This is a genomic window from Gemmobacter megaterium, assembly GCF_900156815.1.
GTDB classification, from domain to species: domain Bacteria; phylum Pseudomonadota; class Alphaproteobacteria; order Rhodobacterales; family Rhodobacteraceae; genus Wagnerdoeblera; species Wagnerdoeblera megaterium.
The window spans coordinates 131,870-153,447 of record NZ_FTOT01000005.1; the positions used below are offsets into that span (position 1 = coordinate 131,870).

The 21,578-nt window shown below is 67.1% G+C and carries 16 protein-coding genes and 1 tRNA gene; 5 read left to right on the forward strand and 12 right to left on the reverse strand.

Annotation, left to right across the window (positions count from 1 at the left end):
* The first annotated feature begins 64 nt into the window (after positions 1-64).
* The 3 genes from BW970_RS12905 to BW970_RS12915 all read left to right on the forward strand — a co-directional run bounded on the left by BW970_RS12905 (position 65) and on the right by BW970_RS12915 (position 3,109).
* On the forward strand, positions 65-958 hold the full coding sequence (locus tag BW970_RS12905; protein WP_229740521.1) for a DMT family transporter: 894 nt from the start codon (positions 65-67) through the stop codon (positions 956-958).
* A 46-nt stretch (positions 959-1,004) separates the two neighbouring features.
* Entirely contained in the window at positions 1,005-2,282 is a 1,278-nt protein-coding gene (gene eno, locus BW970_RS12910; RefSeq protein WP_076531974.1) for a phosphopyruvate hydratase, read from the forward strand.
* Positions 2,283-2,419: 137 nt separating this feature from the next.
* Complete coding sequence (locus BW970_RS12915; RefSeq protein ID WP_076531976.1) at positions 2,420-3,109, forward strand: hypothetical protein; 690 nt, start codon at positions 2,420-2,422, stop codon at positions 3,107-3,109.
* A gap of 96 nt (positions 3,110-3,205) precedes the next feature.
* On the opposite strand, the gene BW970_RS12920 is transcribed toward BW970_RS12915, so the two are convergent.
* Genes BW970_RS12920 through BW970_RS12930 form a run of 3 tightly spaced genes read right to left on the reverse strand, consistent with a single transcriptional unit; the run spans position 3,206 to position 6,862 of the window.
* Positions 3,206-3,634 carry a MerR family DNA-binding protein gene (locus tag BW970_RS12920; RefSeq protein ID WP_076531978.1) on the reverse strand — a complete coding sequence of 143 codons (429 nt, stop codon included), beginning with the start codon at positions 3,632-3,634 and terminating at the stop codon, positions 3,206-3,208.
* Positions 3,631-6,060: a heavy metal translocating P-type ATPase gene (locus BW970_RS12925; RefSeq protein ID WP_076531980.1), complete on the reverse strand. Its 2,430-nt coding sequence runs from the start codon at positions 6,058-6,060 to the stop codon at positions 3,631-3,633. Before BW970_RS12925 ends, BW970_RS12920 begins: the two co-directional genes overlap by 4 nt.
* A 49-nt stretch (positions 6,061-6,109) precedes the next feature.
* Positions 6,110-6,862, reverse strand: coding sequence for an adenosylcobinamide-GDP ribazoletransferase (locus BW970_RS12930; RefSeq protein ID WP_076531982.1), 753 nt, complete (start codon positions 6,860-6,862; stop codon positions 6,110-6,112).
* Positions 6,863-6,938: 76 nt separating this feature from the next.
* On the opposite strand from BW970_RS12930, the gene cobT reads away from it, so the two are divergent.
* On the forward strand, positions 6,939-7,946 hold the full coding sequence (gene cobT / locus BW970_RS12935; RefSeq protein ID WP_076531984.1) for a nicotinate-nucleotide--dimethylbenzimidazole phosphoribosyltransferase: 1,008 nt from the start codon (positions 6,939-6,941) through the stop codon (positions 7,944-7,946).
* A 14-nt stretch (positions 7,947-7,960) separates the two neighbouring features.
* Here cobT and fdhD read toward each other — a convergent pair whose 3' ends face one another.
* From fdhD to BW970_RS12955, 4 genes are all read right to left on the reverse strand, one after another.
* Positions 7,961-8,698: a formate dehydrogenase accessory sulfurtransferase FdhD gene (gene fdhD, locus BW970_RS12940; protein WP_076531985.1), complete on the reverse strand. Its 738-nt coding sequence runs from the start codon at positions 8,696-8,698 to the stop codon at positions 7,961-7,963.
* A gap of 104 nt (positions 8,699-8,802) precedes the next feature.
* A complete protein-coding gene (locus tag BW970_RS12945) occupies positions 8,803-9,690 on the reverse strand; it encodes a transglutaminase family protein (protein ID WP_229740520.1) in 888 nt (295 codons plus the stop codon).
* Positions 9,687-12,095: a circularly permuted type 2 ATP-grasp protein gene (locus BW970_RS12950; protein WP_076531987.1), complete on the reverse strand. Its 2,409-nt coding sequence runs from the start codon at positions 12,093-12,095 to the stop codon at positions 9,687-9,689. The genes BW970_RS12945 and BW970_RS12950 overlap by 4 nt, the downstream gene beginning before the upstream one ends.
* 8 nt (positions 12,096-12,103) lie before the next feature.
* Positions 12,104-15,433, reverse strand: coding sequence for a transglutaminase family protein (locus BW970_RS12955; RefSeq protein WP_076531989.1), 3,330 nt, complete (start codon positions 15,431-15,433; stop codon positions 12,104-12,106).
* A 328-nt stretch (positions 15,434-15,761) separates the two neighbouring features.
* On the opposite strand from BW970_RS12955, the gene BW970_RS12960 reads away from it, so the two are divergent.
* Positions 15,762-15,835: transfer RNA gene (locus BW970_RS12960), tRNA-Gly, on the forward strand.
* A 31-nt stretch (positions 15,836-15,866) separates the two neighbouring features.
* On the opposite strand, the gene BW970_RS12965 is transcribed toward BW970_RS12960, so the two are convergent.
* The 5 genes from BW970_RS12965 to BW970_RS12985 form a co-directional block, all read right to left on the reverse strand.
* A complete protein-coding gene (locus BW970_RS12965) occupies positions 15,867-16,316 on the reverse strand; it encodes a CreA family protein (RefSeq protein WP_076531991.1) in 450 nt (149 codons plus the stop codon).
* A 185-nt stretch (positions 16,317-16,501) separates the two neighbouring features.
* Entirely contained in the window at positions 16,502-16,789 is a 288-nt protein-coding gene (locus BW970_RS12970; RefSeq protein WP_076531993.1) for an HU family DNA-binding protein, read from the reverse strand.
* A gap of 147 nt (positions 16,790-16,936) precedes the next feature.
* Positions 16,937-18,400, reverse strand: a complete 1,464-nt coding sequence (locus BW970_RS12975) for an AMP nucleosidase (protein WP_076531995.1) — start codon at positions 18,398-18,400, stop codon at positions 16,937-16,939.
* Between the two features lie 190 nt (positions 18,401-18,590).
* Positions 18,591-20,912 carry a right-handed parallel beta-helix repeat-containing protein gene (locus tag BW970_RS12980; protein WP_229740519.1) on the reverse strand — a complete coding sequence of 774 codons (2,322 nt, stop codon included), beginning with the start codon at positions 20,910-20,912 and terminating at the stop codon, positions 18,591-18,593.
* A gap of 159 nt (positions 20,913-21,071) precedes the next feature.
* Positions 21,072-21,479 (reverse strand): DUF4864 domain-containing protein, encoded by a 408-nt coding sequence (locus BW970_RS12985; RefSeq protein ID WP_076531999.1) that lies wholly within the window; start codon positions 21,477-21,479, stop codon positions 21,072-21,074.
* Between the last annotated feature and the right edge of the window lie 99 nt (positions 21,480-21,578).

The window sequence follows — 21,578 nt, forward strand, 5'->3', positions numbered from 1 at the left end:
ATCGGCTTGACCTTGCTGCACAGTGGGGTCACCTCTCATGCACCGAAGCGAAAGGCGCCCCGCAATGACCAGCGCAGAGATGACCCGCGACAACCTGCGCGGCGGGCTGCTGATGGTGGCGGCCATGGCTGCCTTTGCTGTCGAGGACATGATGGTCAAGATCGTTGCCGGAACGATTCCGGCCGGGCAGATCATTCTGGCGATCGGCCTGGGGTCTACGCTGGTCCTGACCGTCATCGCGTTGCGCCAGCGTCATCCGCTGATCACCCCTGCGGTGCTGCATCCGCTGGTGATCCTGCGCAACCTGGCAGAGATGTCCGGCACCGCCGGGTTCATCACGGCACTGACCTTGATGCCGCTGGGGACGGCATCGGCGTTGCACCAGACCATGCCACTGGCCATGACGCTGGGGGCCGCGGTCTTTCTGGGCGAAAAGGTCGGCTGGCGGCGCTGGATGGCGGTTGCCCTAGGGTTCGCCGGTGTGCTGGTGATCCTGCGCCCCACCGGCGACGGCCTGTCCGCCACCGCTGCGGCAGCCTCGATGACGGCGGTGTTCAGCCTGGCGGTGCGCGATCTGGCCACGCGCAAGGTGGTGGGCGCGGTCTCGTCGCTGTCGCTTGCGCTGTGGGGGTCGGCCTCGTTCATTCCCACCGGCCTGATCCTGATGACGGTCTCGGGCGCAACCTGGGTCATGCCGCTGGGGGTGGACTGGCTGCTGCTGGCCGGAGTCGCGGGCATGGGGGTGACGGGATACTGGCTGATGGTGGTGGCCACACGGGTGGGCGAGGTTTCGGCCATCATGCCCTATCGCTATTCGCGTCTGGTGTTTGCCATGATCCTTGGCTTTCTCGCCTTCCGCGAGACGCCCGATGCCCTGATGCTGGTGGGAAGCGCCATGATCGTGGGCTCGGGGCTCTATACCTTCCTGCGCGAGCGCTACCATGCTTTCCATAAGTGACGCGGCGGGGTAAAGGGGCGGCAAGTTCACCCGAAGGGATTGCCCCATGACCACGATCATCGACATCCACGCCCGCGAGATCCTCGACAGCCGCGGCAATCCCACCATCGAGGTGGACGTGACGCTGGAAGACGGCGAGACGGGCCGCGCCGCCGTGCCCTCGGGGGCCTCGACCGGCGCGCATGAGGCGGTGGAAAAACGCGACGGCGACACGTCGCGCTATCTGGGCAAGGGCGTGCAAGAGGCCGTCGCCGCCGTCAACGGCGAAATCGCCGAGGCGCTGGTGGGCTTCGATGCCATTGAACAGATCGCCATCGACCGGGCGCTGATCGAAATGGACGGCACCGCCAACAAGTCGCGTCTGGGCGCCAATGCCATTCTGGGCGTGTCGCTGGCCACCGCCAAAGCTGCGGCCATGGCCACCGGCCAGCCGCTGTTCCGCTATGTCGGCGGCACCGGCGCCCGGCTGCTGCCGGTGCCGATGATGAACATCATCAACGGCGGCCAGCACGCCGACAATCCGATCGACATTCAGGAATTCATGATCATGCCCGTCTCGGCCACCAGCATCCGCGATGCGGTGCGGATGGGGGCAGAGGTGTTCCATGTGCTGAAAAAGGAACTGAAGTCGGCAGGCCACAACACCAATGTCGGTGACGAGGGCGGCTTTGCCCCGAACCTCGGTTCGGCGCGCGAGGCGCTGAACTTCATCCTGCGCTCGGTCGAAATCGCCGGGTACACGCCGGGCGAGGACATCATGCTGGCGCTGGACTGTGCCTCGACCGAATATTTCCGCGATGGCCGCTATGCGATGACCGGCGAAGGGCTGAACCTGACCGCCGAACAGAACGTCGATTTCCTTGCCAGCCTGTGCGCCGACTATCCGATCCTGTCGATCGAGGATGGCTGCGCCGAGGATGACTGGGACGGCTGGCAGATGCTGACCGACCGGCTGGGCGGTGCCGTCCAGCTGGTGGGCGACGATCTGTTCGTCACCAACCCCGAGCGTCTGGCCGAAGGGATCGAGCGGGGCTGCGCCAACAGCCTGCTGGTCAAGGTCAACCAGATCGGCACCCTGACCGAAACGCTGGATGCCGTGCGCATGGCCGACCGGGCAGGCTATACCTCGGTCATGTCGCATCGCTCGGGCGAAACCGAGGACAGCACCATTGCCGATCTGGCGGTCGCCACCAACTGCGGCCAGATCAAGACCGGCTCGCTGGCCCGTTCGGACCGGCTGGCAAAATACAACCAGTTGATCCGCATCGAGGAAATGCTGGGCGATATTGCCGAATATGCCGGAATGAGCATCCTGCGGACCTGAGACCGCCTGTATCGGCGGTGGGGGAGGGGCACCGGCAGGGCCCGAACGGGACTGTCTGCCCCTTTGCCCCAAGGATATTTCGCCAAAGCGATGCCGCATTAAAGATCTGTTAATCACGACCCACGCATGGTTTTGCCATGCGTGGGTTTGTCATTTTCGTCCTGATGATCTTCGGCGCCGTGGCAGGCCGGGCCGGGCCATGGCCGCGTGAGGTGGACCGTACCTTCATCGCCCTGGCGATGACCGGGCAGACCGCCAGCCTGTGGGCCGAACGCGGCCTTGGCCGGGGCCGATGGCTGGCGCTGGACGGCTGGTACAACGCCGGTTCGGCGGAATGGCTGGTGGGCGTGACCTATCACAGGGCGATGCGCGACCGGGCGGGCTGGGCCATGGCCTGGTCCGCCGGAGTGACGGTCGGAATGCCCCAGACCGACATCACCCTTGAGGTGCCGGTGATCCGCTATCCCTCGACATGGCAAGCCGTGGTGAAACTCCGCCCGATCCTCTCTGCCCGGTTGGGGATGAGCCTGGGGCGGCCGCTGGTGCGGCCCTGGCCCGGATGGGTTGCGCTGGATCTGCGGGTGGATGCCAACACGCTGGACCAGAGGGTCAAGGCAGATGCAACAGTCGGCTATCGCCCGCGCCCGCGATGGGCGGTGATCGGGCAGATGCAGACCGAACTTGCCAAGGGAACGCGGCCACAGCTCCACCTTGCCTCGTCGGTCGTCTGGAAGGCCAGCGACAAGGTCAGCCTGGAGCTTGGCCTGCGCCACGGGCTGCATGATCGCAAGACGCAGATCAAACTGGGCAACTGGGTTGAGTTCTAGGGCGGCCAGGCGCGCGGCGCTCCGATGGCCCGTCCCGGCCTGCGTGCAGCGGCACGAGGGCCGGTATCCGCAGGCCGGACCCTGGGAACGGGCCTCCTATCGCCTGTCGGACCCGCGCGTTTCGCCGGGGGGGTCGCCCGGCGCCCCGGCGATGCCGGACAGAATGGCGCATTGCGGCCCGGCATCGCCCGGACAGGCCGCCACCATGGTTGCAAGTGCGGCGCGCATCGCCTCGAGCTGGGCGATGCGGTCGTCGATACCATCCAGGTGATGCTGGGCGATGCGCTTTACATCGGCGCTGGCCCGATGCGGATCCGCGCGGAGCGACAGCAGGGCGCGGCAATCCTCGATCGTGAACCCCAGCGCGCGTGCACGCGCCAGAAAATCCAGCCGGTCCAGATCGGCGGGGGCAAAGCGGCGATAGCCATTGGCCAGCCGCCGGGGCGTGATCAGGCCGATCTCCTCGTAATACCGGATCGTCTTGGCGGGCAGGCCGGTGAGGGTGGAAGCTTCCTTGATGTTCATGCGTTCTCCCCGATCCGATGACCCGCCCGGCGCAGGCGGAGCGCGTTGGTCAGCACGAATACCGATGACAGCGCCATCGCACCTGCGGCCAGCATGGGCGACAGCATAAGCCCGAAGGCCGGGTAGAACACCCCCGCCGCCACCGGGATCAGCGCGGCATTATAGGCAAAGGCCCAGAACAGGTTCTGCCGGATGTTGCGCAGCGTGGCGCGGGCCAGGGTGATCGCCGTGGCAACCGCCCGCGGATCGCCCGAGGTCAGGATCACATCTGCGGCCTCGATGGCCACATCGGTGCCCTGCCCCATGGCCAACCCGACCTCTGCCGCCGCCAGAACCGGTGCGTCGTTGATCCCGTCCCCGACAAAGGCCACCTGCCCCAGACCTGCAAGGGCCTGCACCTTGCCTTCGGGCAGAACACCGGCCACGACCGTGCCGATGCCGATCTCTGCCGCCACGGCCCGCGCGGTGGCAGGGGCATCGCCCGAGACCATGGCAACCGTCAGCCCCATCGCCCGGAGCGCCGCGACACCCGGCGCAGCACCCGGCTTGACCGGATCCGCCACCGCCAGCAGGGCAGCGGGCCGACCGCCGATCGCCGCGAACAGAACGGTGCGCCCTCGGCCGGAAAGTTCGGCCTCTCCGGCTGCCAGAGCGCCGATATCGATGCCATTGGCCTGCATGATACGGGCATTGCCCAGCACCACATGCAGCCCGTCGACTGTGCCGACAACGCCCTGCCCCGGAACCGCCTGCACATCGGTCGCCACGGTCCCTGCGGCACCGCGCGCCTCGGCGCCCCGGCGGATCGCCAGCGCGACGGGATGTTCCGACTGCGCCTCGACCGCTGCGGCCAGCGACAGGACGTGGTCTTCGGCCATGCCATCGGCCAGCAGGATATCGGTCAGTTCGGGGCGCCCTTCGGTCAGGGTTCCGGTCTTGTCGAAGGCAACGCCCGTGACAGCGGACAGGCGTTGCAAGGCTTCGCCCTTGCGGAACAGCACCCCCAGTTCGGCGGCCCGTCCGGTGCCGACCAGGATAGAGGTGGGCGTGGCCAATCCCATGGCGCAGGGGCAAGCCACGATCAGCACCGACACCCCCGCCACCAGCGCCTGCGTGACCGGGGCACCCAATATCAGCCACCCCACCACGGCCAGCACGGCAATGCCCATGACCACCGGCACAAAGACCGCCGTCACCCGGTCGACCAGCGCCTGGATCGGCAGCTTGCCTGCCTGGGCTTCGCCCACCATGCGCACGATCTGTTGCAACCGCGTATCGGCGCCCACCCGCGTCACCTGCACCCGCAATGCGCCGGTGCCGTTCACGGTGCCCCCGGTCACTTCGGCACCTTCGGCCTTGGCAACCGGCACGGGTTCGCCCGTGATCATGCTCTCGTCAATATAGGACGTGCCCGAGACGACCACACCATCCGCCGCAAGCCGCTCGCCGGGCCGCAGGCGCAGGATGTCGCCGGGGCGCAGGGCATGGGCACTGCGTTCGACATCCCCCTCGGGGGTTTCCACCAGCGCGCTGTCGGGTTGCAAGTCGACCAGCCGGCGAATGGCGGCGCCGGTGCGCCCGCGCGCCCGCGCCTCCAGCCAGCGGCCCATCAGGATCAGCGTCACGATCACCGCCGCCGCCTCGAAATAGACGGCGCGGGCATTCGCGGGCAATACATCAGGCACCAGCAGCGCCACCATCGAATAGGCCCAGGCCGCCAGGGTGCCCACCGCGACCAGCGCATTCATGTCGGGCGACAGCCGGAACAGCGACGGCAAGCCGCGCGTCAGGAACACCCGCCCCGGCCCCAGCAGCACCGCCGTGGTCAGCACGGCCTGAACCGTCCAGCTTGGCCCCTGCCCGATGGTATGCAGCACCCAGTGATGAAACGCGGGGATCAGATGCCCCCCCATCTCCAGCACGAACACAGGAACGGTCAGCACCAGCGCCCAGAGCAACCGGCGTTTCATCGTCGTTTCCTCGGCCAGTTGCCGGTCAACACCTGCATCGGTCAGCGGCTCTGCCGGATAGCCTGCCTTGCCCAGGGCGGCCAGCATCGCAGGCACCATCCCCGGCCCGGCAACATGGTGCACTGTCACAGAGGTATCCGCCAGATTAGCCGTGGCGCTCTGGACACCCGGCAATGCGGTCAGCGCACGTTCGACCCGCGTGACGCAAGAGGCGCAGCTCATCCCGTCCAGCGCCAGCCGCGTCACCGCCTGTCGCAGGCCATAGCCTGCCCGTTTCAGCGCCGCATCGGCGGCCTCAAGATCCGCCGCTCCGGCAAACCCGATGCGGGCGGTGTTCTGCGCCAGATTGACCTCGGCCCCGGCAATTCCCGGCTGAGCGCGCAGCACACGTTCGGCGCGGCCCACACAGGCCGCGCAATACAGTCCTTCGATCTCGACAGTTGTGGTGGTGGGCATGGTGGATGTCCTTTCCCACCACCAGATGGACCTTCCAGCCATGGGAAGGTCAAGGGGCGGCGACAATTATTCCCAAGGCCAGCGCCTCGGCCAGTTGCTGCGCTGCGCCAAGGATGTCGCCGGTCTGGCCGCCGATCCGTGCGCGCGCCCATCGCCCCAAGGCCAGCAGCATCCCGGCCAGCGCGATCAGCACCACAGGCAGGGCCCGGACATCGGGCAGACTGACCAGCGCCAGCGCCCCCCCGACCCCCACTGCCAGCGCCGCCGCAGCGGCGGATGGCCGGCCGATCAGGCGCGACAGACCGTCCAGGCGTGCAGGCGGCAGGGCCGCCATCAGCACCGCCATGCAGGCCCTGCTTAGTGCCGCGATGCCGATCACAGCCAGCGGGGCGACCGGCAGCAGCACAACCAGCGCCGACCAGCGGGCCAAGATGACCAGCATCAGCGCCAGGGCACCAAAGGTGCCGATGCGGCTGTCGCGCATAATCTCCAGCCGCCGGGCAGGATCACGGCCGCCCATCAGGCCGTCAAAGGTATCGGCCAGGCCATCCTCGTGCAGCGCGCCGGTGGCGGCGGCCTGGACGGCCAGCGCCAACGCGGCGGCCCAGCCCGGCGGCAGCCCGGCCCACAGCGCCCCCCAGCCGGCGGCGGCTGCCAGTGCCCCGACCAGCGCGCCCGCGACGGGCCAGGCCCAGCACCCTGCCGCGCCGCGCCCCGGCCCGCCCAGCGGCAACCGTGTCAGAAGCCCGAAGGCGCCGCGGATATCGCCCCACCACACCCGTACAAAGCTGTCTTGCGCCATCTGGCCCCTTTCGCGTCTGGCGCAGCCCGGCGCCCGGCGTTAGCCATGGCACGGGACCGAACAACGGGACAAGAGCATGACCTTTGCCACCCTCGCCGATTTTGCCGCCACTCTGGGCAGCTTGCCCGAACCCGACGCCCAGGCCAGCGACCTGGCGCGGGCGCGCGACGCGCAGTTGACCAAACCGCCCGGCGCGCTGGGGCGGCTGGAGGATCTGGCGATATGGTACGCAGGCTGGCGCGGCCAGCCACGCCCCCGGCTGGACCGCCCGCAGGTGGTGATCTTTGCCGGAAACCATGGGGTTGTGGCGCAGGGGGTGTCCGCCTTTCCGCCGGAAGTGACCGTGCAGATGGTGGCGAACTTTCAATCGGGCGGCGCGGCCATCAACCAGTTGGCCCGGTGTTTCGGCGCGACCCTGTCGGTCGTCGCGTTGGATCTGGACCGGCCCACGGCAGATTTCACGCTGGCGCCCGCGATGACCGAAGCGGATTGCGCCGCCGCCTTGTCCGCCGGGTGGCAGGCGGTGGATCCGCAGGCCGATCTGCTGGTGGTCGGTGAAATGGGCATCGGCAACACCACCTCGGCCGCGGCGCTGGCCTGCGCGCTGATGGGCGGGGCGCCTGCCGACTGGGTCGGGCGCGGCACCGGCCTGGACGATGCCGGGGTGGCGCGCAAGGCCCGCGTGGTGGCCGCCGGGCTGGGCCGCCACCATGTCGCCGCCCGACCGTTCGAGGCGCTGCGCTGTCTGGGCGGGCGCGAACTCGCCGCGATGACCGGCGCGATCGCGCGGGCCCGCACCTTGCGGATTCCGGTTCTGCTTGACGGGTTCATCTGTACGGCGGCGGCGGCGGTGCTGCATTGCGCCCGCCCCGGCGCGCTTGACCATTGCCTGGCGGGCCATGTGTCGCAAGAGCCAGGCCATGCTCGCCTGCTGGAGCGTCTGGGCAAGGCCCCGCTGCTGTCACTGGGCCTGCGCCTTGGCGAAGGCTCTGGCGCCGCGCTGGCCATCGGTATCGTGCAAGGGGCCGTGGCCTGCCATTCCGGCATGGCCACCTTTGCCGAAGCCGGGGTTGCCGGGGCCTGACCCGCCGCCGCCCCTCAGGGCAGGATCCGCCAGGGATGGGCAAAGATCTCGAACCCATCCCCCCGCACCAATGCGGCCAGCGTGATCCCGGCGCCGTCGGCCAGCCGAACCGCATGGGCCGTCGGGGCCGATACCGCAATCAGCACCGGACATCCGGCCACGGCGCATTTCTGTACCAGCTCCACCGAAATCCGGCTGGTCATCACCACAGCCCCCTGCGCGGGATCAAGGCCGTGGCGCAACAGGGCCCCGATCAGCTTGTCCAGCGCATTGTGGCGCCCCACATCCTCGCGCACCAGGACGATCCCACGATCCGGCACCAGGAACCCGGCGGCATGGGTGGCGCGGGTTTCATCCTGCAAGGGTTGCCGCGCGCGCAGCGCCTCGGGCGCGCGCTGCACCTGCGCGACCGTCAGGCGCAGGTCCGATGCGACCGGGGGCAGCGGCCGCAGCGCCTGCGCCAGACTGTCGATACCGCACAGCCCGCACCCCACCGGCCCCGCCATGACCCGGCGCCGTTCGGCCAAGCCCTCTGCCCGTTCGGCAGGAAGCCACAGCCGCGCCTCGATGCCGGTATCCTGCCGGACCTCCTCGAACTCCAGCACATCCTCTGCGGATCGCACGATACCTTCGGTCAGGGCAAAACCATGGGCGAAATCGGCAATATCCGCCGGGGTCGCCATCATCACCGCCTGGGTGGTGCCATTGCAGACAATCGCCACCGGCGCCTCTTCGGGCAGCGCGCGCAGCATGTCGGCCCCTCCCGCGGCACCATGGCGCACGGCAGCAAGGCAGAGGGTCGGGGTCCAATCCATGGCCTAATGTGCCGCAGCCATGGCATGGACCGCAAGCGCGATCAGGGGCCGTCCAGCGCCTCGATGTCAACGCTGTGGCTGCCGGTCTGACTGCCATCCAGCCGCAACATGCCCGTCACCGGGGCGACATCGTCATAGTCACGGCCAAAGCCCACGTCGATGTGGTCGCCCCGCACAAGGCAGGCATTGGTCGGGTCGAAATCCACCCAACCCGCCTTTTCCCCGGCCCAGGCGCGCACCCAGGCGTGCATGGCATCGGCGCCCACCAGCCGGGGCTGGCCCGCAGGCGGCAGCGTGCGCAGATAGCCCGCGACATAGGCCGCCGGAATGCCCAGGCTGCGCAGGCCCCCCACCATGATCTGCGCGAAATCCTGACAGACCCCGCGCCGTTGCGCAAAGGCCTGGTCCGGCGGGGTGTCCACGAGGGTTGCCTTGGCATCGAAGGTCATCGTGCGATGCAGCGCCTGCCCCAGACGCACGATCGCCTGTTGCACCGTCGGCGCACCCCTGACCGCAGAGGCCGCGAAGCGGGCCACGGCAGGCATCGCCGGAATCCGGCGCGACGGAGCCAGAAAGTGATGCGGCGAGGCATGGGCCACATCGCGGCAGGCCGCAATCTCGGCGACCAGCGCGGCGGGCGGCGGCGACATATCCAGTTCGGGGTCCGGCACCTCGCGCTCCACCCGCGCCTCCAGCACCAGGTCAAATGTGGTCAGGCCCGGTGGCATCGCCACCTCGATCACCCTGGTCCCGAAAAAATCGGTGAACTCCACCCGCTCGGCGGGGGCGGGCGACAGCATCACCCGGACAAGATGCAGGCGTTGCAGCCCCGGCACGTCGGCGGGCAGAATGCGGAAAAGTTGCCGCCCCGCCCCGGTCGGGCGATCAAACTCGTAGTGGATCGCAAGGCGCAAGGCATACAGCGTCACCGCAGATACGCCCCTGTCACAAGATCGGACAACTGCGCGATGCGGCTCCGCAACGTCTCCAGCGCCTCGGTGGTCAGGGTTTCGGGGGTTTCGGTGGCCACTTCGGCCTGACAGCGCAGCATCGCACGGCCCAGATCCGACAACTGGCCATGATCGGCCGCGCCCGGCAGCATCTGCACCTGTGCCATCATGCCGTCCAGTTGATGACGGATCGAGCGGGGGTTCATCGGATCGAGCGCCAGCAGGTCGATCACGGTTTCCCGGCGTGTGCCCATGGTAAAGCGCCGCCGATGGGTCAGCACACTGTCGCCCAGTTCCACACACAGATCCAGCGCGCCGTGGGGCGCCGCCTCGTCGGCCAGGGCTGCCAACAGCCCTGTCATGGCCATGGCCCGTTCATGCTGGCGCCCGATGGTCAGAAAGCGCCAGCCCAGAAAGCGGTACATGTTCTCGTTCACCAGCCCCGAGAATCCTGCCAGCTTGCGCAGCAATGCCGACAGCGCCCGCGCCGCATCGTCGCCTGGCGCCACACGATGGGCCATGCGGCGGGCGGTCTTGTCCAGATCGGCCAGCGCCGACCAGCCATCGGGGGAGAAACGGTCGCGGATCTGGCCTGCGCTGGAAATCGCGGCGGCCAGCGTGTCGATCAGGCCCTGGGGGATCCCCTCCTGGGGATCGACGCCATAGCTTTCGGCAATCGGATCCAGCGCCGCCAAGAGGGGCGCCGCCGCCCGCCCGCTTTCGGCCAGCCGGACATTGCGGGCGCGCAGCAGCCGGACGACGCCTTCCACCCGTTCGACATACCGCCCCAGCCAGAACAGATTGTCCGCCGCGCGCGACGGCAGCGCCCCCGGCGCCAACCGCCGATAGGGCCCTGACGGCCTGGCCACCATGGAAATCGCGGGCACATCCTGCCCGCTGACAATCCACAGATCCGCCGCAGCCCCGCCACGCTGCATCGCCAGCGCCATCGGATCGGCCGCCGCGCCGATGCGGGCAAAGCCGCCCTGCATCACCTGCCAGCCCGTGGCGGTGCGCGCCAGAAACACCCGCAGGCTCATGGGGCGGGGGGCGATCCGGCCATCCAGCAAGGCGGGCGTGGTCGACAGCGTCACCGCCTCTTGCGCAACCAGCGCGGCACCGCCGGTTTCCAGCCGCCGCGCCAGATCGTCGCGCGGCAGGTCGGCGGCCAGTTCGGTTTCGCCTTGCCGGTCATAGGGCAGGCCGGTGCCAAGCGCCGGGGACAGCACCATGCGCGCAGGGTCTGCCAGCACCGCCGCCCGTTCCGCCGCCGAACCGCACCACCAGGTGGCAATGTTCGGCATGGCCAGCGGCGCGCCCACCAGATGCGGCGCCAGCGTGGGCAGAAACGCCATCAGCGCCCGCGTTTCCAACACGCCGGAGCCCAGCGAATTCACCATCGTCACCCCGCCCTGCCGCAGCGCCGACACCATCCCCGGCGTGCCGATGCGCGATGCGGGGTCCAGTTCCAGCGGATCGGCAAACCCCGCATCCAGCCGCCGCCACAGCACATCCAGCGGCCGCAGCCCCGAAACCGTGCGCAGCATCAACTGCCCGTTCTCGACCGCCAGATCCTCGCCCTGCACAAGCGCAAAGCCCAGATAGCGCGCCAGCCAGGCCTGTTCGTAATAGGTTTCGTTCAACGGGCCGGGCGTCAGGATGGCCACATTCGCATCGCGGTCGGCACGCATCGCCAGCAAGGTATCGCGGAAGTCGCGGAAGAACCCGGCAAGACGGTGAATGTTCTGGCCTTCGAACACGTCGGAAAAGGCGCGGCTGGTCGCCACGCGGTTTTCCAGCGCATAGCCCGCGCCGGATGGCGCCTGCGTGCGGTCGGCCAGGACCCACCAGCCCCCATCGGGGCCACGCCCGAGTTCAAAGGCGACAAAATGCAGGTAATGTCCCGACCGGGGTGGCACCCCGACCATGGGCCGCAACCATTCGGGGTTCTGCGTGATCAGGGCCGGTGGCAGATGCCCTTGGGCGACCATGCGGTTGGGGCCATAAAGATCGGCCATCAACGCCTCTAGCAGATCGGCCCGCTGGATCAGCGCGGCGGACAGCCGCGCCCAGTCGCCTTCGTCGATCAGCACGGGAAAATGCGCCAGTGGCCAGGGCCGCTCGACCGACTGCCCCGCGCCATACTGGCGATAGAACACCCCGGAATCGCGCAGATACTGATCGGCGCGGCCCAATGCACGGGCCAGTTCCTCGTCGTCGAGGCGTTGCAACTGGCTGATCAGCGGTCGCCAAAGCGGACGGAGCGTGCCATCCGCCGACACCAGCTCATCGGGCACGCCGGGCAAGGGGCGATAGGCCGCCAGCCCGCGATCACGGCTGACGGGGGCGCCACCCCCAGACCTGTCCTGCGCCGTCCTGTCCATATGCCGGACTAGATGCCGATCGGCCGCCGCAGGTCAAGCGTCATCGGGAATTCGGGATGGCGCCGTTCCACCCCGACCGGATGCCAGCCGGGGCTGTGGCCCATCGGCTCGAACCGCGCCAGCCGTCGCGCCTCGGCCTCGTTGCCGTTGACAGGGAAGGTGTCGTAGTTGCGCCCTCCCGGATGCGCGACATGGTAGACACACCCCCCAAGCGCCCGACCGGACCAGCGGTCGTGGATGTCGAAGGTCAGCGGGGTCTGGGCGGCAAGCGTCGGGTGCATCGCGCTTGCAGGTTCCCACGCCTTGTAGCGCACCCCGGCCACGGAAACGCCGTTCGCCACCTGCGCCAGCGGCACCTCGCGCCCGTTGCAGGCAACGGTATAGCGGCCGGGGTTCGCAGTCCGCAGGCGGACCTGCAACCGTTCGGTGGAACTGTCGGTATAGCGCACCGTGCCACCGATGGCGCCCGTTTCGCCCAACACATGCCAGGGTTCCAACGCCTGACGCAGTTCCAGTTGCGCCCCGTCATATTCCACCTCGCCGCAAAAGGGGAACCGGAACTCGGCCTGGGCGACGAACCATTCTTCTTTCAGATCGAACCCGTGCTGGCGCAGATCGGCCAGGACATCGCGGAAATCCTCCCACACATAATGCGGCAGCATGAAGCGGTCATGCAGCGCCGTGCCCCAGCGCACCAGATCCCCCTGCGCCGGCACCGCCCAGAACCGCGCGATCAGCGCGCGCAACAGCAGTTGCTGCGCAAGGCTCATGCGGGCATCCGGCGGCATCTCGAAGCCGCGGAACTCCACCAGCCCCAGCCGCCCCGTCGGGCCGTCCGGGGAATACAGCTTGTCGATGCAGATTTCCGCCCGATGGGTGTTGCCCGTGACATCCGTCAACAGGTTGCGCAACAGCCGGTCGGTGAGCCAGGGCAGCGGCGCCTCGCCCCGCCCCGGAGCCGGGATCTGCGACAGGGCTATCTCCAGCTCGTACAACGAATCGTGCCGCGCCTCGTCCATACGGGGGGCCTGACTGGTCGGCCCGATGAACAGTCCCGAGAACAGATAGGACAGCGACGGGTGCCGGTTCCAGTGCAGGATCAGCGATTTCAGCAGGTCGGGGCGGCGCAGGAACGGGCTGTCCATCGTGGTGGCGCCCCCAACGACCACATGGTTGCCGCCGCCGGTCCCGGTATGCCGGCCGTCGATCATGAATTTCTCGGCGCCCAGCCGGGTTTGGCGGGCCTCGTGATAGACGCCTTGCGTGATCGAGACGCATTCGTCCCAGGACCGCGCAGGATGGATGTTCACCTCGATCACACCGGGATCCGGTGCCACACGGATCACGTTCATGCGCGGATCCTGCGGGGGTTGATAGCCCTCGATATGCACCTTCAGCCCCAGCCGGGTCGCCGCGGCTTCTGCAACGCGCAGCAGATCCAGATAGTCCTCCAGCGTGGTCACGGGCGGCATGAACACGCACAACCGCCCGTCGCGCGGTTCGACCGCCAGCGCGGTTCGCACCGAACCCTCCAGCTCTGACGGCACCTGGGGCACGAACCCCGACATGGCAGGCGACGGCACGAACGAGGCCATTGCCTGCGTCTTGCGCTGAGGGTCGATCGTCGGCGTCTCGGGCAGATCCGGCCGCTCGACCGTCGGGTCCATCGGATTGACATAGGGATATTGCGAGGGGTTTAGCCAAGGCAGGCTGCCCAGTGGCAGGCGATACCCTGCCGGGCTGTCACCGGGCACCAGGAACATCCGCCCGCGGCGCAGCCGCCAGCGTTCGGAATACCATTTCCGCCGCCCGTCGCGCCCCATCCAGGGCTGGACCGGCAGAACGAAGCTGACCGGATGGGTAAGGCCGCGATCAAAGACCGTGGCAATGCGGTGGCGTTCCTCGGGGTCGTCGAGCCGGGAGTTCTCTGGCGTCACATTCTCGGGCAGTTTCGCCTCTTTCACCAGCCACTCGGCCGGATCCTCGTAGGCGGGCAGGATGTTCTCTTCGGGAATTTCCAGTTCCGCAGCCATCTCGCGCAGCAATTCCTGCGCATCCAGGGCGCTGACGCCCTGATCCACGCCTTCGGCCGCGATCAGATCGGGGTTGCTCCAGACCGGCGCGCCATCTGCCCGCCAGTACAGGCTGAACGTCCAGCGCGGCAGGGTTTCGCCGGGGTACCACTTGCCCTGTCCGTAATGCAGGAAACCACCCGGTGCGAACCTGTCGCGCAGACGGCGGATCAGCACATCGGCGCGGTCGCGCTTGGTCGGGCCGACGGCGGCGGTGTTCCATTCGTCGCTTTCGAAATCGTCGATGGAGACAAAGGTCGGCTCGCCGCCCATGGTCAGCCGCACATCCCCGATCCGCAACGCCTCGTCTACCTTTTGGCCAAGCGCGTTCAGCTGCTGCCACGACTCGTCGCTGAACGGTTTGGTGATGCGCGGATGTTCGGCCACCCGCATCACCTTCATGTCAAAGTCAAAGTCAACCTTGGGCGTGCCCGCCGCGGAAAAGCCGCCCACGATGGGCGCCGCGTTGCGGTAATGCGGGGTGGCGGCCAGCGGGATATGGCTTTCGCCCGCCATCAGGCCACTGGTCGGATCCAGCCCGATCCAGCCCGCGCCCGGCAGATAGACCTCGACCCAGGCGTGAAGGTCGGTGAAATCCACCTCGGTCCCGCTTGGGCCGTCCAGCGCCTTCAGGTCGGGTTTCAACTGGATCAGATAGCCCGACACGAAACGCGCGGCAAACCCCAGATGCCGCAGGATATTCACCAGCAGCCAACTGGAATCCCGACACGACCCGGACCCCAGCGCCAGCGTTTCGTCCGGGGTCTGCACGCCCGGTTCCATGCGGATCAGATAGGTGATGTGATTGGACAGATCCCGGTTCAGGCCGACAACAAAATCCACCGTCCGCGTCCTGATACGCGGAATCCTGGCAAGATAGGCATCGAAGTCCGGCCCCAGCGGCTCTGCCTTGCGGTAGATCGACAGATCGTCCTGCACATCCAGCGGATAGTCGAAGGGCCATTCCTCCGCCGCCTCTTCGACAAAGAAGTCGAAGGGATTGTAGACCGACATGTCCGCCACCAGATCGACCTCGATCTTCAGCTCTGTCACCGGATCGGGAAAGACAAAGCGCGCCAGCCAGTTGCCATAGGGATCCTGCTGGTGGTTCACGAAGTGCCCGCCGGGACTGACCTTCAGCGAATGGCTGATCACCCGCGTGCGGCTGTGCGGCGCTGGCCGAAGCCGGATGACCTGTGGCCCGAGCATCACCGGGCGATCATAGGTGTAATGCGTCAGGTGATGGATGGCGGCCTTGATCGACATGGCTCTCTTTCGGGGCTTCGGTCTTGTTTCATCCTTGGATAGCAGCCCTGCCGGGGGTCACAGATGCCACAAGGCGGCACGATTGCCTGCCGCCCATCATCCGCCCGCCGAACAAGCAATCAAGCCCAAAACGCCCGGCGATGTAGCAATCTGCAAACACCCGCCTGCCCTGTCGGCAGATGCCGGCCACAGACCGGCGGGCAATGCGGCCGCGAAACCCCCGCGCGGCCCCGATCCGGCGATCCTCGCAGCGCAGAGGACAATCCCGCCAAGGCCACGTTCCCCCCTTGATCTGCCCCGCAGGCCCCTGTATCTGACAGGGGCGCTCGCGGGTATGGTGTAGTGGTAGCGCCTCAGCCTTCCAAGCTGATGGGGCGGGTTCGATTCCCGCTACCCGCTCCAATCCTCAAGACATTTGCGGCGGCGGCTCTGTTCAGGGCTGCGCGGCTATGGGGATGGTCGAGATCGCCACCTTGGCCGAGCCTTCGACCAACTCATTCGCATGGCTGAGGTAGATCAGGGTGTGCCGCGCCTCGTCATAAATCCGCGTCACCCGCAGGCTCTTGAACACCAGCGACCGGCTTTCGGAAAACACCCGCTCGCCGTTGCGGCCGCGGTCGATGTCGCCCAGCACGATCGGGCCGGTCTGGCGGCAGGAGATGGCCGCGTTCGACGGATCCTCGAACCAGTTGCCCTGCTTCAACCTGTCGATCAGCGAACGGTCGAAATAGGCGATATGGCAGGTGACGCCCTGCACCTTAGGGTCGTCGATGGCCTCGATCACTACATCATTGCCGATCCAGTCCACCCCGACGCGCCCCACTTCCTGGGCTGCGGCCGGACCGGCAAGGGCAAGACACATCACAAATGACAGACGACGCATGGCAAACTCCGCAGCAAAGGCCCGAAGGCGATTCGTGACCGGAGTATCGCAGACTGGCGCCGGGGAAGGCATGGCCCCAAAGGCAGTGTGCCAGGGGCGGTATCGCCGCACGGGCGATGGCGCGGCGACAATCGCGCCACGAAAAAGGCCGCCCCCTGTAACCAGACGGAGGCGGCCAGACCCTATCAGGCGTTCACGCTGTCTTTCAGCGCCTTGGCGACCGCAATCTTGACCTGCTTGTCAGCGGCCTTGGTCACCATCTCGCCGGTGGCGGGGTTGCGCACCTGACGCTCGGGGCGTTCTTTGCAGGCGATCTTGCCGATCCCCGGCAGGGTCACGGTGCCGCCGGCGGCGACTTCGCGCGCCACGACATCGGCCATGGCATCCAGTGCGGCGGTCGCGGTCTTGCGGTCGGCGCCCATGGCTTCGGCGACAGCGGCGACGAGCTGGGTCTTGGTCATCGGTTTGGACATTGGCTGCATCCTTGGTTCGGTCCCGGTTGGTCCAGGATTTCGTGATTGCCCCGAGTGTCGGGCCACCGATGCGCTACACAGGTTTTCGCGGATCAGTTCAAGCCCGAAAGGCATGGAATGCGCGCTTTCGCGCCGATTTTCCTGCAATCACAGGAATGCCGTCTCGTCGAAACTGCGCAGCTTGCGGCTGTGGATCCGTTCCAGCGGCATCTCGCGCAGCCGTTCCATCGCGCGCATCCCGATTTCCAGATGCCGCCCGACCTGGGTGCGGTAGAACTCTGTCGCCATGCCGGGCAACTTCAATTCACCGTGCAGCGGCTTGTCCGAGACGCACAGCAGCGTGCCATAGGGCACCCGGAACCGGTAGCCATTGGCGGCAATCGTGGCGCTTTCCATGTCCAGCGCGATGGCGCGGGATTTCGACAGCCGGGCCACCGGCCCCGACTGGTCGCGCAACTCCCAGTTGCGGTTGTCGATGGTGGCCACCGTGCCGGTGCGCATGATGCGCTTGAGCTCGTAACCATCAAGCCGCGTCACCTCGGCCACCGCCTCTTGCAGCGCGATCTGGATCTCGGCCAGCGCCGGGATCGGCACCCAGACCGGCAGATCGGCATCCAGCACATGATCTTCGCGCAGATAGGCATGGGCTAGCACGAAATCGCCCAGTTGCTGGGTGTTGCGCAGCCCGGCGCAATGCCCCACCATCAGCCAGGCATGGGGGCGCAGCACCGCGATATGGTCGGTCGCCGTCTTGGCATTCGACGGCCCCACCCCGATATTGACCAGCGTGATCCCCTGCCCGTCAGCCCGCTTGAGGTGATAGGCTGGCATCTGCGGCAGCTTGGACAGCCCCGGCATCTCGCCGTCCGGCGTGGTGATCACCTGATTGCCCGGACCGACAAAGGCGGTATAGCCGCCTTCCGGTGATGCAAGCGCCGCGCGGGCGCGGGCCTCGAATTCCTCGACATAGAACTGGTAGTTGGTGAACAGCACGTGGTTCTGGAAATGGCCGGCATCGGTCGCGGTGTAATGCGACAGACGGGCAAGCGAATAATCCACCCGCTGCGCGGTAAAGGCCGCGAGGGGGCGCGATCCATCGGGGTGGTGCAGCCGGTCGCCATTGACGATGTCATCATTCGTGGTCGCCAGATCCGGCACATCGAACACATCGCGCAACGAGAACTCCAGCACACCTTCCTGCGGCACCGTCACCGTTCCGGCATGGGCCACCGCGAAATGCAGCGGGATCGGCGTTTCCGACACGCCGATCTGGACAGGAACGCCATGGTTGCGCAGCAGCAGGTCAAGCTGCTGGGTCAGGTAATTGTCGAACAGATCCGGCCGCGTGACCGTGGTGGCATAGACCCCCGGCTCGGCCACATGGCCAAAGGCCAGCCGGCTGTCGATCCGGTCGAAACTGGTGACGGTGAACCGGATCTCGGGGTAATAGGCCCGCACGCGCCCGGCAGGCCGGCCCTTGAGGCTGGCCGCGAATTGTTCGAGCAAAAAGCCCGTCGCCTCGGCATACAGCGCCTTCAGCCGCGCCACTGCGGCGCGCGCATCCATGAAATTCTCGGCAGTCTGGGCGGGAGGGGTCTGAAGATCGGTCACGATACAAGCCTTCGAAACTGGTCGCCCAAGATGCACCGTCAGGGCGCCTTGCGGCAACCCCCCATCGCATGGCCCTGCAACACCACCACGACACCGCCGCGCCCGCCCCGATCCGGGTATCCTTGGGGATGCATGGCCCGGAACGGGTCAGGGGGGGCGGACGCACGCCCCCCCTGACCCCTTGCCGCGCTCACACCGGGTTGTCGGCCCGCACCGTCACCCAGACCGTGCCCGTCACCGCCACCGGCCAGCGCACCAGCACGTTCTGCTTTGAACTGCCCTGTTCGGTCTGCACCCAAGGCATGTCATAGCGTTGCGTAGCGCCTTGCAACACCGGCCCGCCGGGCACAACGCCGGTCACGACACGCGCATGGCCGCCAAAGGCAAGGTTGGTCCCGGCCTCTACCGTCCAGGCGCTGGCGGCACTGTTCTGGTCGTGGCGCACCGTGACCGGGTTGTAGCATCCCGCAGTCACACCATTGAAGTTGTTGCCGTGCACCGTGACATTGCGAAACCGCGTGTAGTTCAGATCTGCCCAGGTGGTGTCCACCTTTTCCGCCCGGTCGATATTGCCGCTCATGGTGCGGAAGGTGTTGCCGGTGATCGAGACGCCTTGCAGGTAATGCCCCGATCCGCGCGGCGTCACCACGATCCAGGCAAAGCTGCTCATGGCCCCGATGGTGGTAAAGATGTTGCCGGTGATGGTGATCCCGCCAAAGCTGAACTGGTTGTTCCAGTCCGGGTCGGGTTCGCGTTCGTTGGTGAGCTCGAGAAAGCTGTTGTCGACATAGTTGCCGGTGAACAGGGTCTTGACGTTGATCCCCGTCATCACGACCCCGGCGGTGCGCACGCCGGGTTGCGCCCCGTCGCCCTGGAACCAGTGGTTGCCCACGAACATGTGGCCCGACCCATGGATCACCACGAAATGCCGGAACCGCACTGCGCGGTTGTCGCGGATCTTCACGTCATTGGCGTTCACGTTGATGCCCACGCTGCTGCGGTCCTGCACCGCCACCGGCATTTCACTGGACAGGAAATTGCACTCGTCCACCATCAGCCCCTGGCATCCGGTGCCGATCGAGGTGATGGCACGATCCTTGGGCCGGTCGAACGAACATCCGTGAATCCGCGTCGTGATGCCCGAGGGCGGCAGCATGATCGCGCTGGCCGTGCTGTTGCAGAGGAATTCCACATTGGTCATCTCGAAACGGTCGAGCCGGCCGAACCCCGAGAAATCCAGCAAATAGCGGAACCGGGTGAAGGTATAGGTGCGCGTTCCGCCCTGTGCACCTGGGGGCAGGCTCAGTTCGACCGTTCCGGCGGCCACATTCTTGGACCGCACATAGGTCTCGCGCGCAACGCCGGTGCCCGTGACCAGTGCACCCACTTCGATATTGGCCACATTCGCCACCCCCGACAGCTGATAGGGGCTGGAGGTCGCATAGGTCGCCTGCGACGTGACAACACCCGGCGCCCAGGCCGGGCCCGCCACCGCCACAAGCTGTCCGTTGTCCAGCACGCGGCGCTGCACGAAAGAGGCGCCTGCGACCCCGGCATTCTCGGCCACCGGAATCGGCTCGGTCACGTTCACTGACCGCCCGTTGAGATCAAAGGACACATGATCGCTGAAATGGAACAGCGCCTGAAGCCCGCGCTTCAGCCCCTCGGTTTCGCTGCCAAAGGCTGCCGCATAGCTTTCAAGGTCGAAGTTGCGGGTCAGCGCCAGCCGGTTGGCGGCAGGCATCACAATGGTCCCTTCAAACATCACCGGGGCGGAAAAGGTGAAATTGCCGTTCAGCCGGTACACGCCCGCCGAAATCAGCACCGACTGCCCCGCCGCCACGGCCACCGCATCGGCGGCGGCAAAGGCAGACAGATCGTTCGTCGTCCCGTCGCCCAGCGCGCCATGATCGCGCACATCGACCCAGGGCATCAGCTTGCGATGGAAGACATCCGTCACATCCTCGACGACAAAATCGTCGATGCGTACCACGCCCCCGTTGGCACCCGTCAGATCTATGCCGACATGCGCCGCAACCGGCGCCGTGCCCCAGACCAGATCGACCCCCTGACGGGCGCCGGATCCGATGATCGCGCGCAGGGTCAGCACCTCGCCATAGCTGCTGAACGCCACGCTGTCCGTCACCCACGGCAGGCCCGGCACGACGGATCCGCCCGCGTTGATGGGCAGGCAGGACACACGAGCGCCGGGCAGCGCACCCGACACGACCTTGAGCCGCACGGTAAGTTGCAGATACATTCCCGGCTGAAACGGCGTCTGCACCATATAGCGCAGGCGCTGGGTATTCGCGGTCTTGATCAGCTCCAGGCAACCGCCGAAATCCTGATCCGCCGCGACAAAGGCCGCGTTCGCGGCACCGTCATAGCTGGTGGAACCGGGCGTTCCATCGCCCGAAGACCAGAGCGAAAGCCCGGCAGAAAAAGGGGTGGGCCGCAGTACCAGCCCGTCGGTGATCGCCTTGTTCATCGCGTGAAACCTCGTGTCCTGCATCGCCCCGCACATGCAGACCAACCGGCCGACGCGATGACCATGGGCAGGGCCGTGCGCCGTTTTCCTCGGGTGGAAAAAACGCCGGACGGCTGCCCTGACCTGCACAGGGCTATCACGATGAAGGTTTCCGCGCGGTAAATGCCCCGCGCGCCCGGTGGCTCAGGCGCCAGCGCCTTGCGGTGGCAACAGGCGCACGGCGTTGATCTGCCAGCCCTCGTCAGAGGGACTCATCTCATAGTCGAGAAAGTGCACCCGGCCCTCGGCATCGCGGATCATCACCCGTTGCACCATCATGCCCCCGGTCTCGCGCAGGGGCAGCCAACGGATGTCAGCCGGACGATACACCATCGGATAGCCCTGGCGCACCATGGCGCCGAACTGCTCTGGCGTGCCGAACAATCGCTTGATGCCGGGCGCGGCATAGCTGAAGGCCATCGGGAAATCATCCGCCTGCAAAGCCGTGATCTGATTGCCGATAACGGCGCGAATCCCCGCGCCCGGTGCCGTGTCCTGCGCGATTGCCGATCCGGCCCAGAATACCAGTGCCGCCGTCCATGCCAGTCGCATTGTGCCGCCTCCTGATGATGTGTCCGGACTACGCGGCGCAGCGCCCTGCGGATCACACCCGCCCATGCAGCGGGGCGCCGGATGCGCCGCATCTCCTTT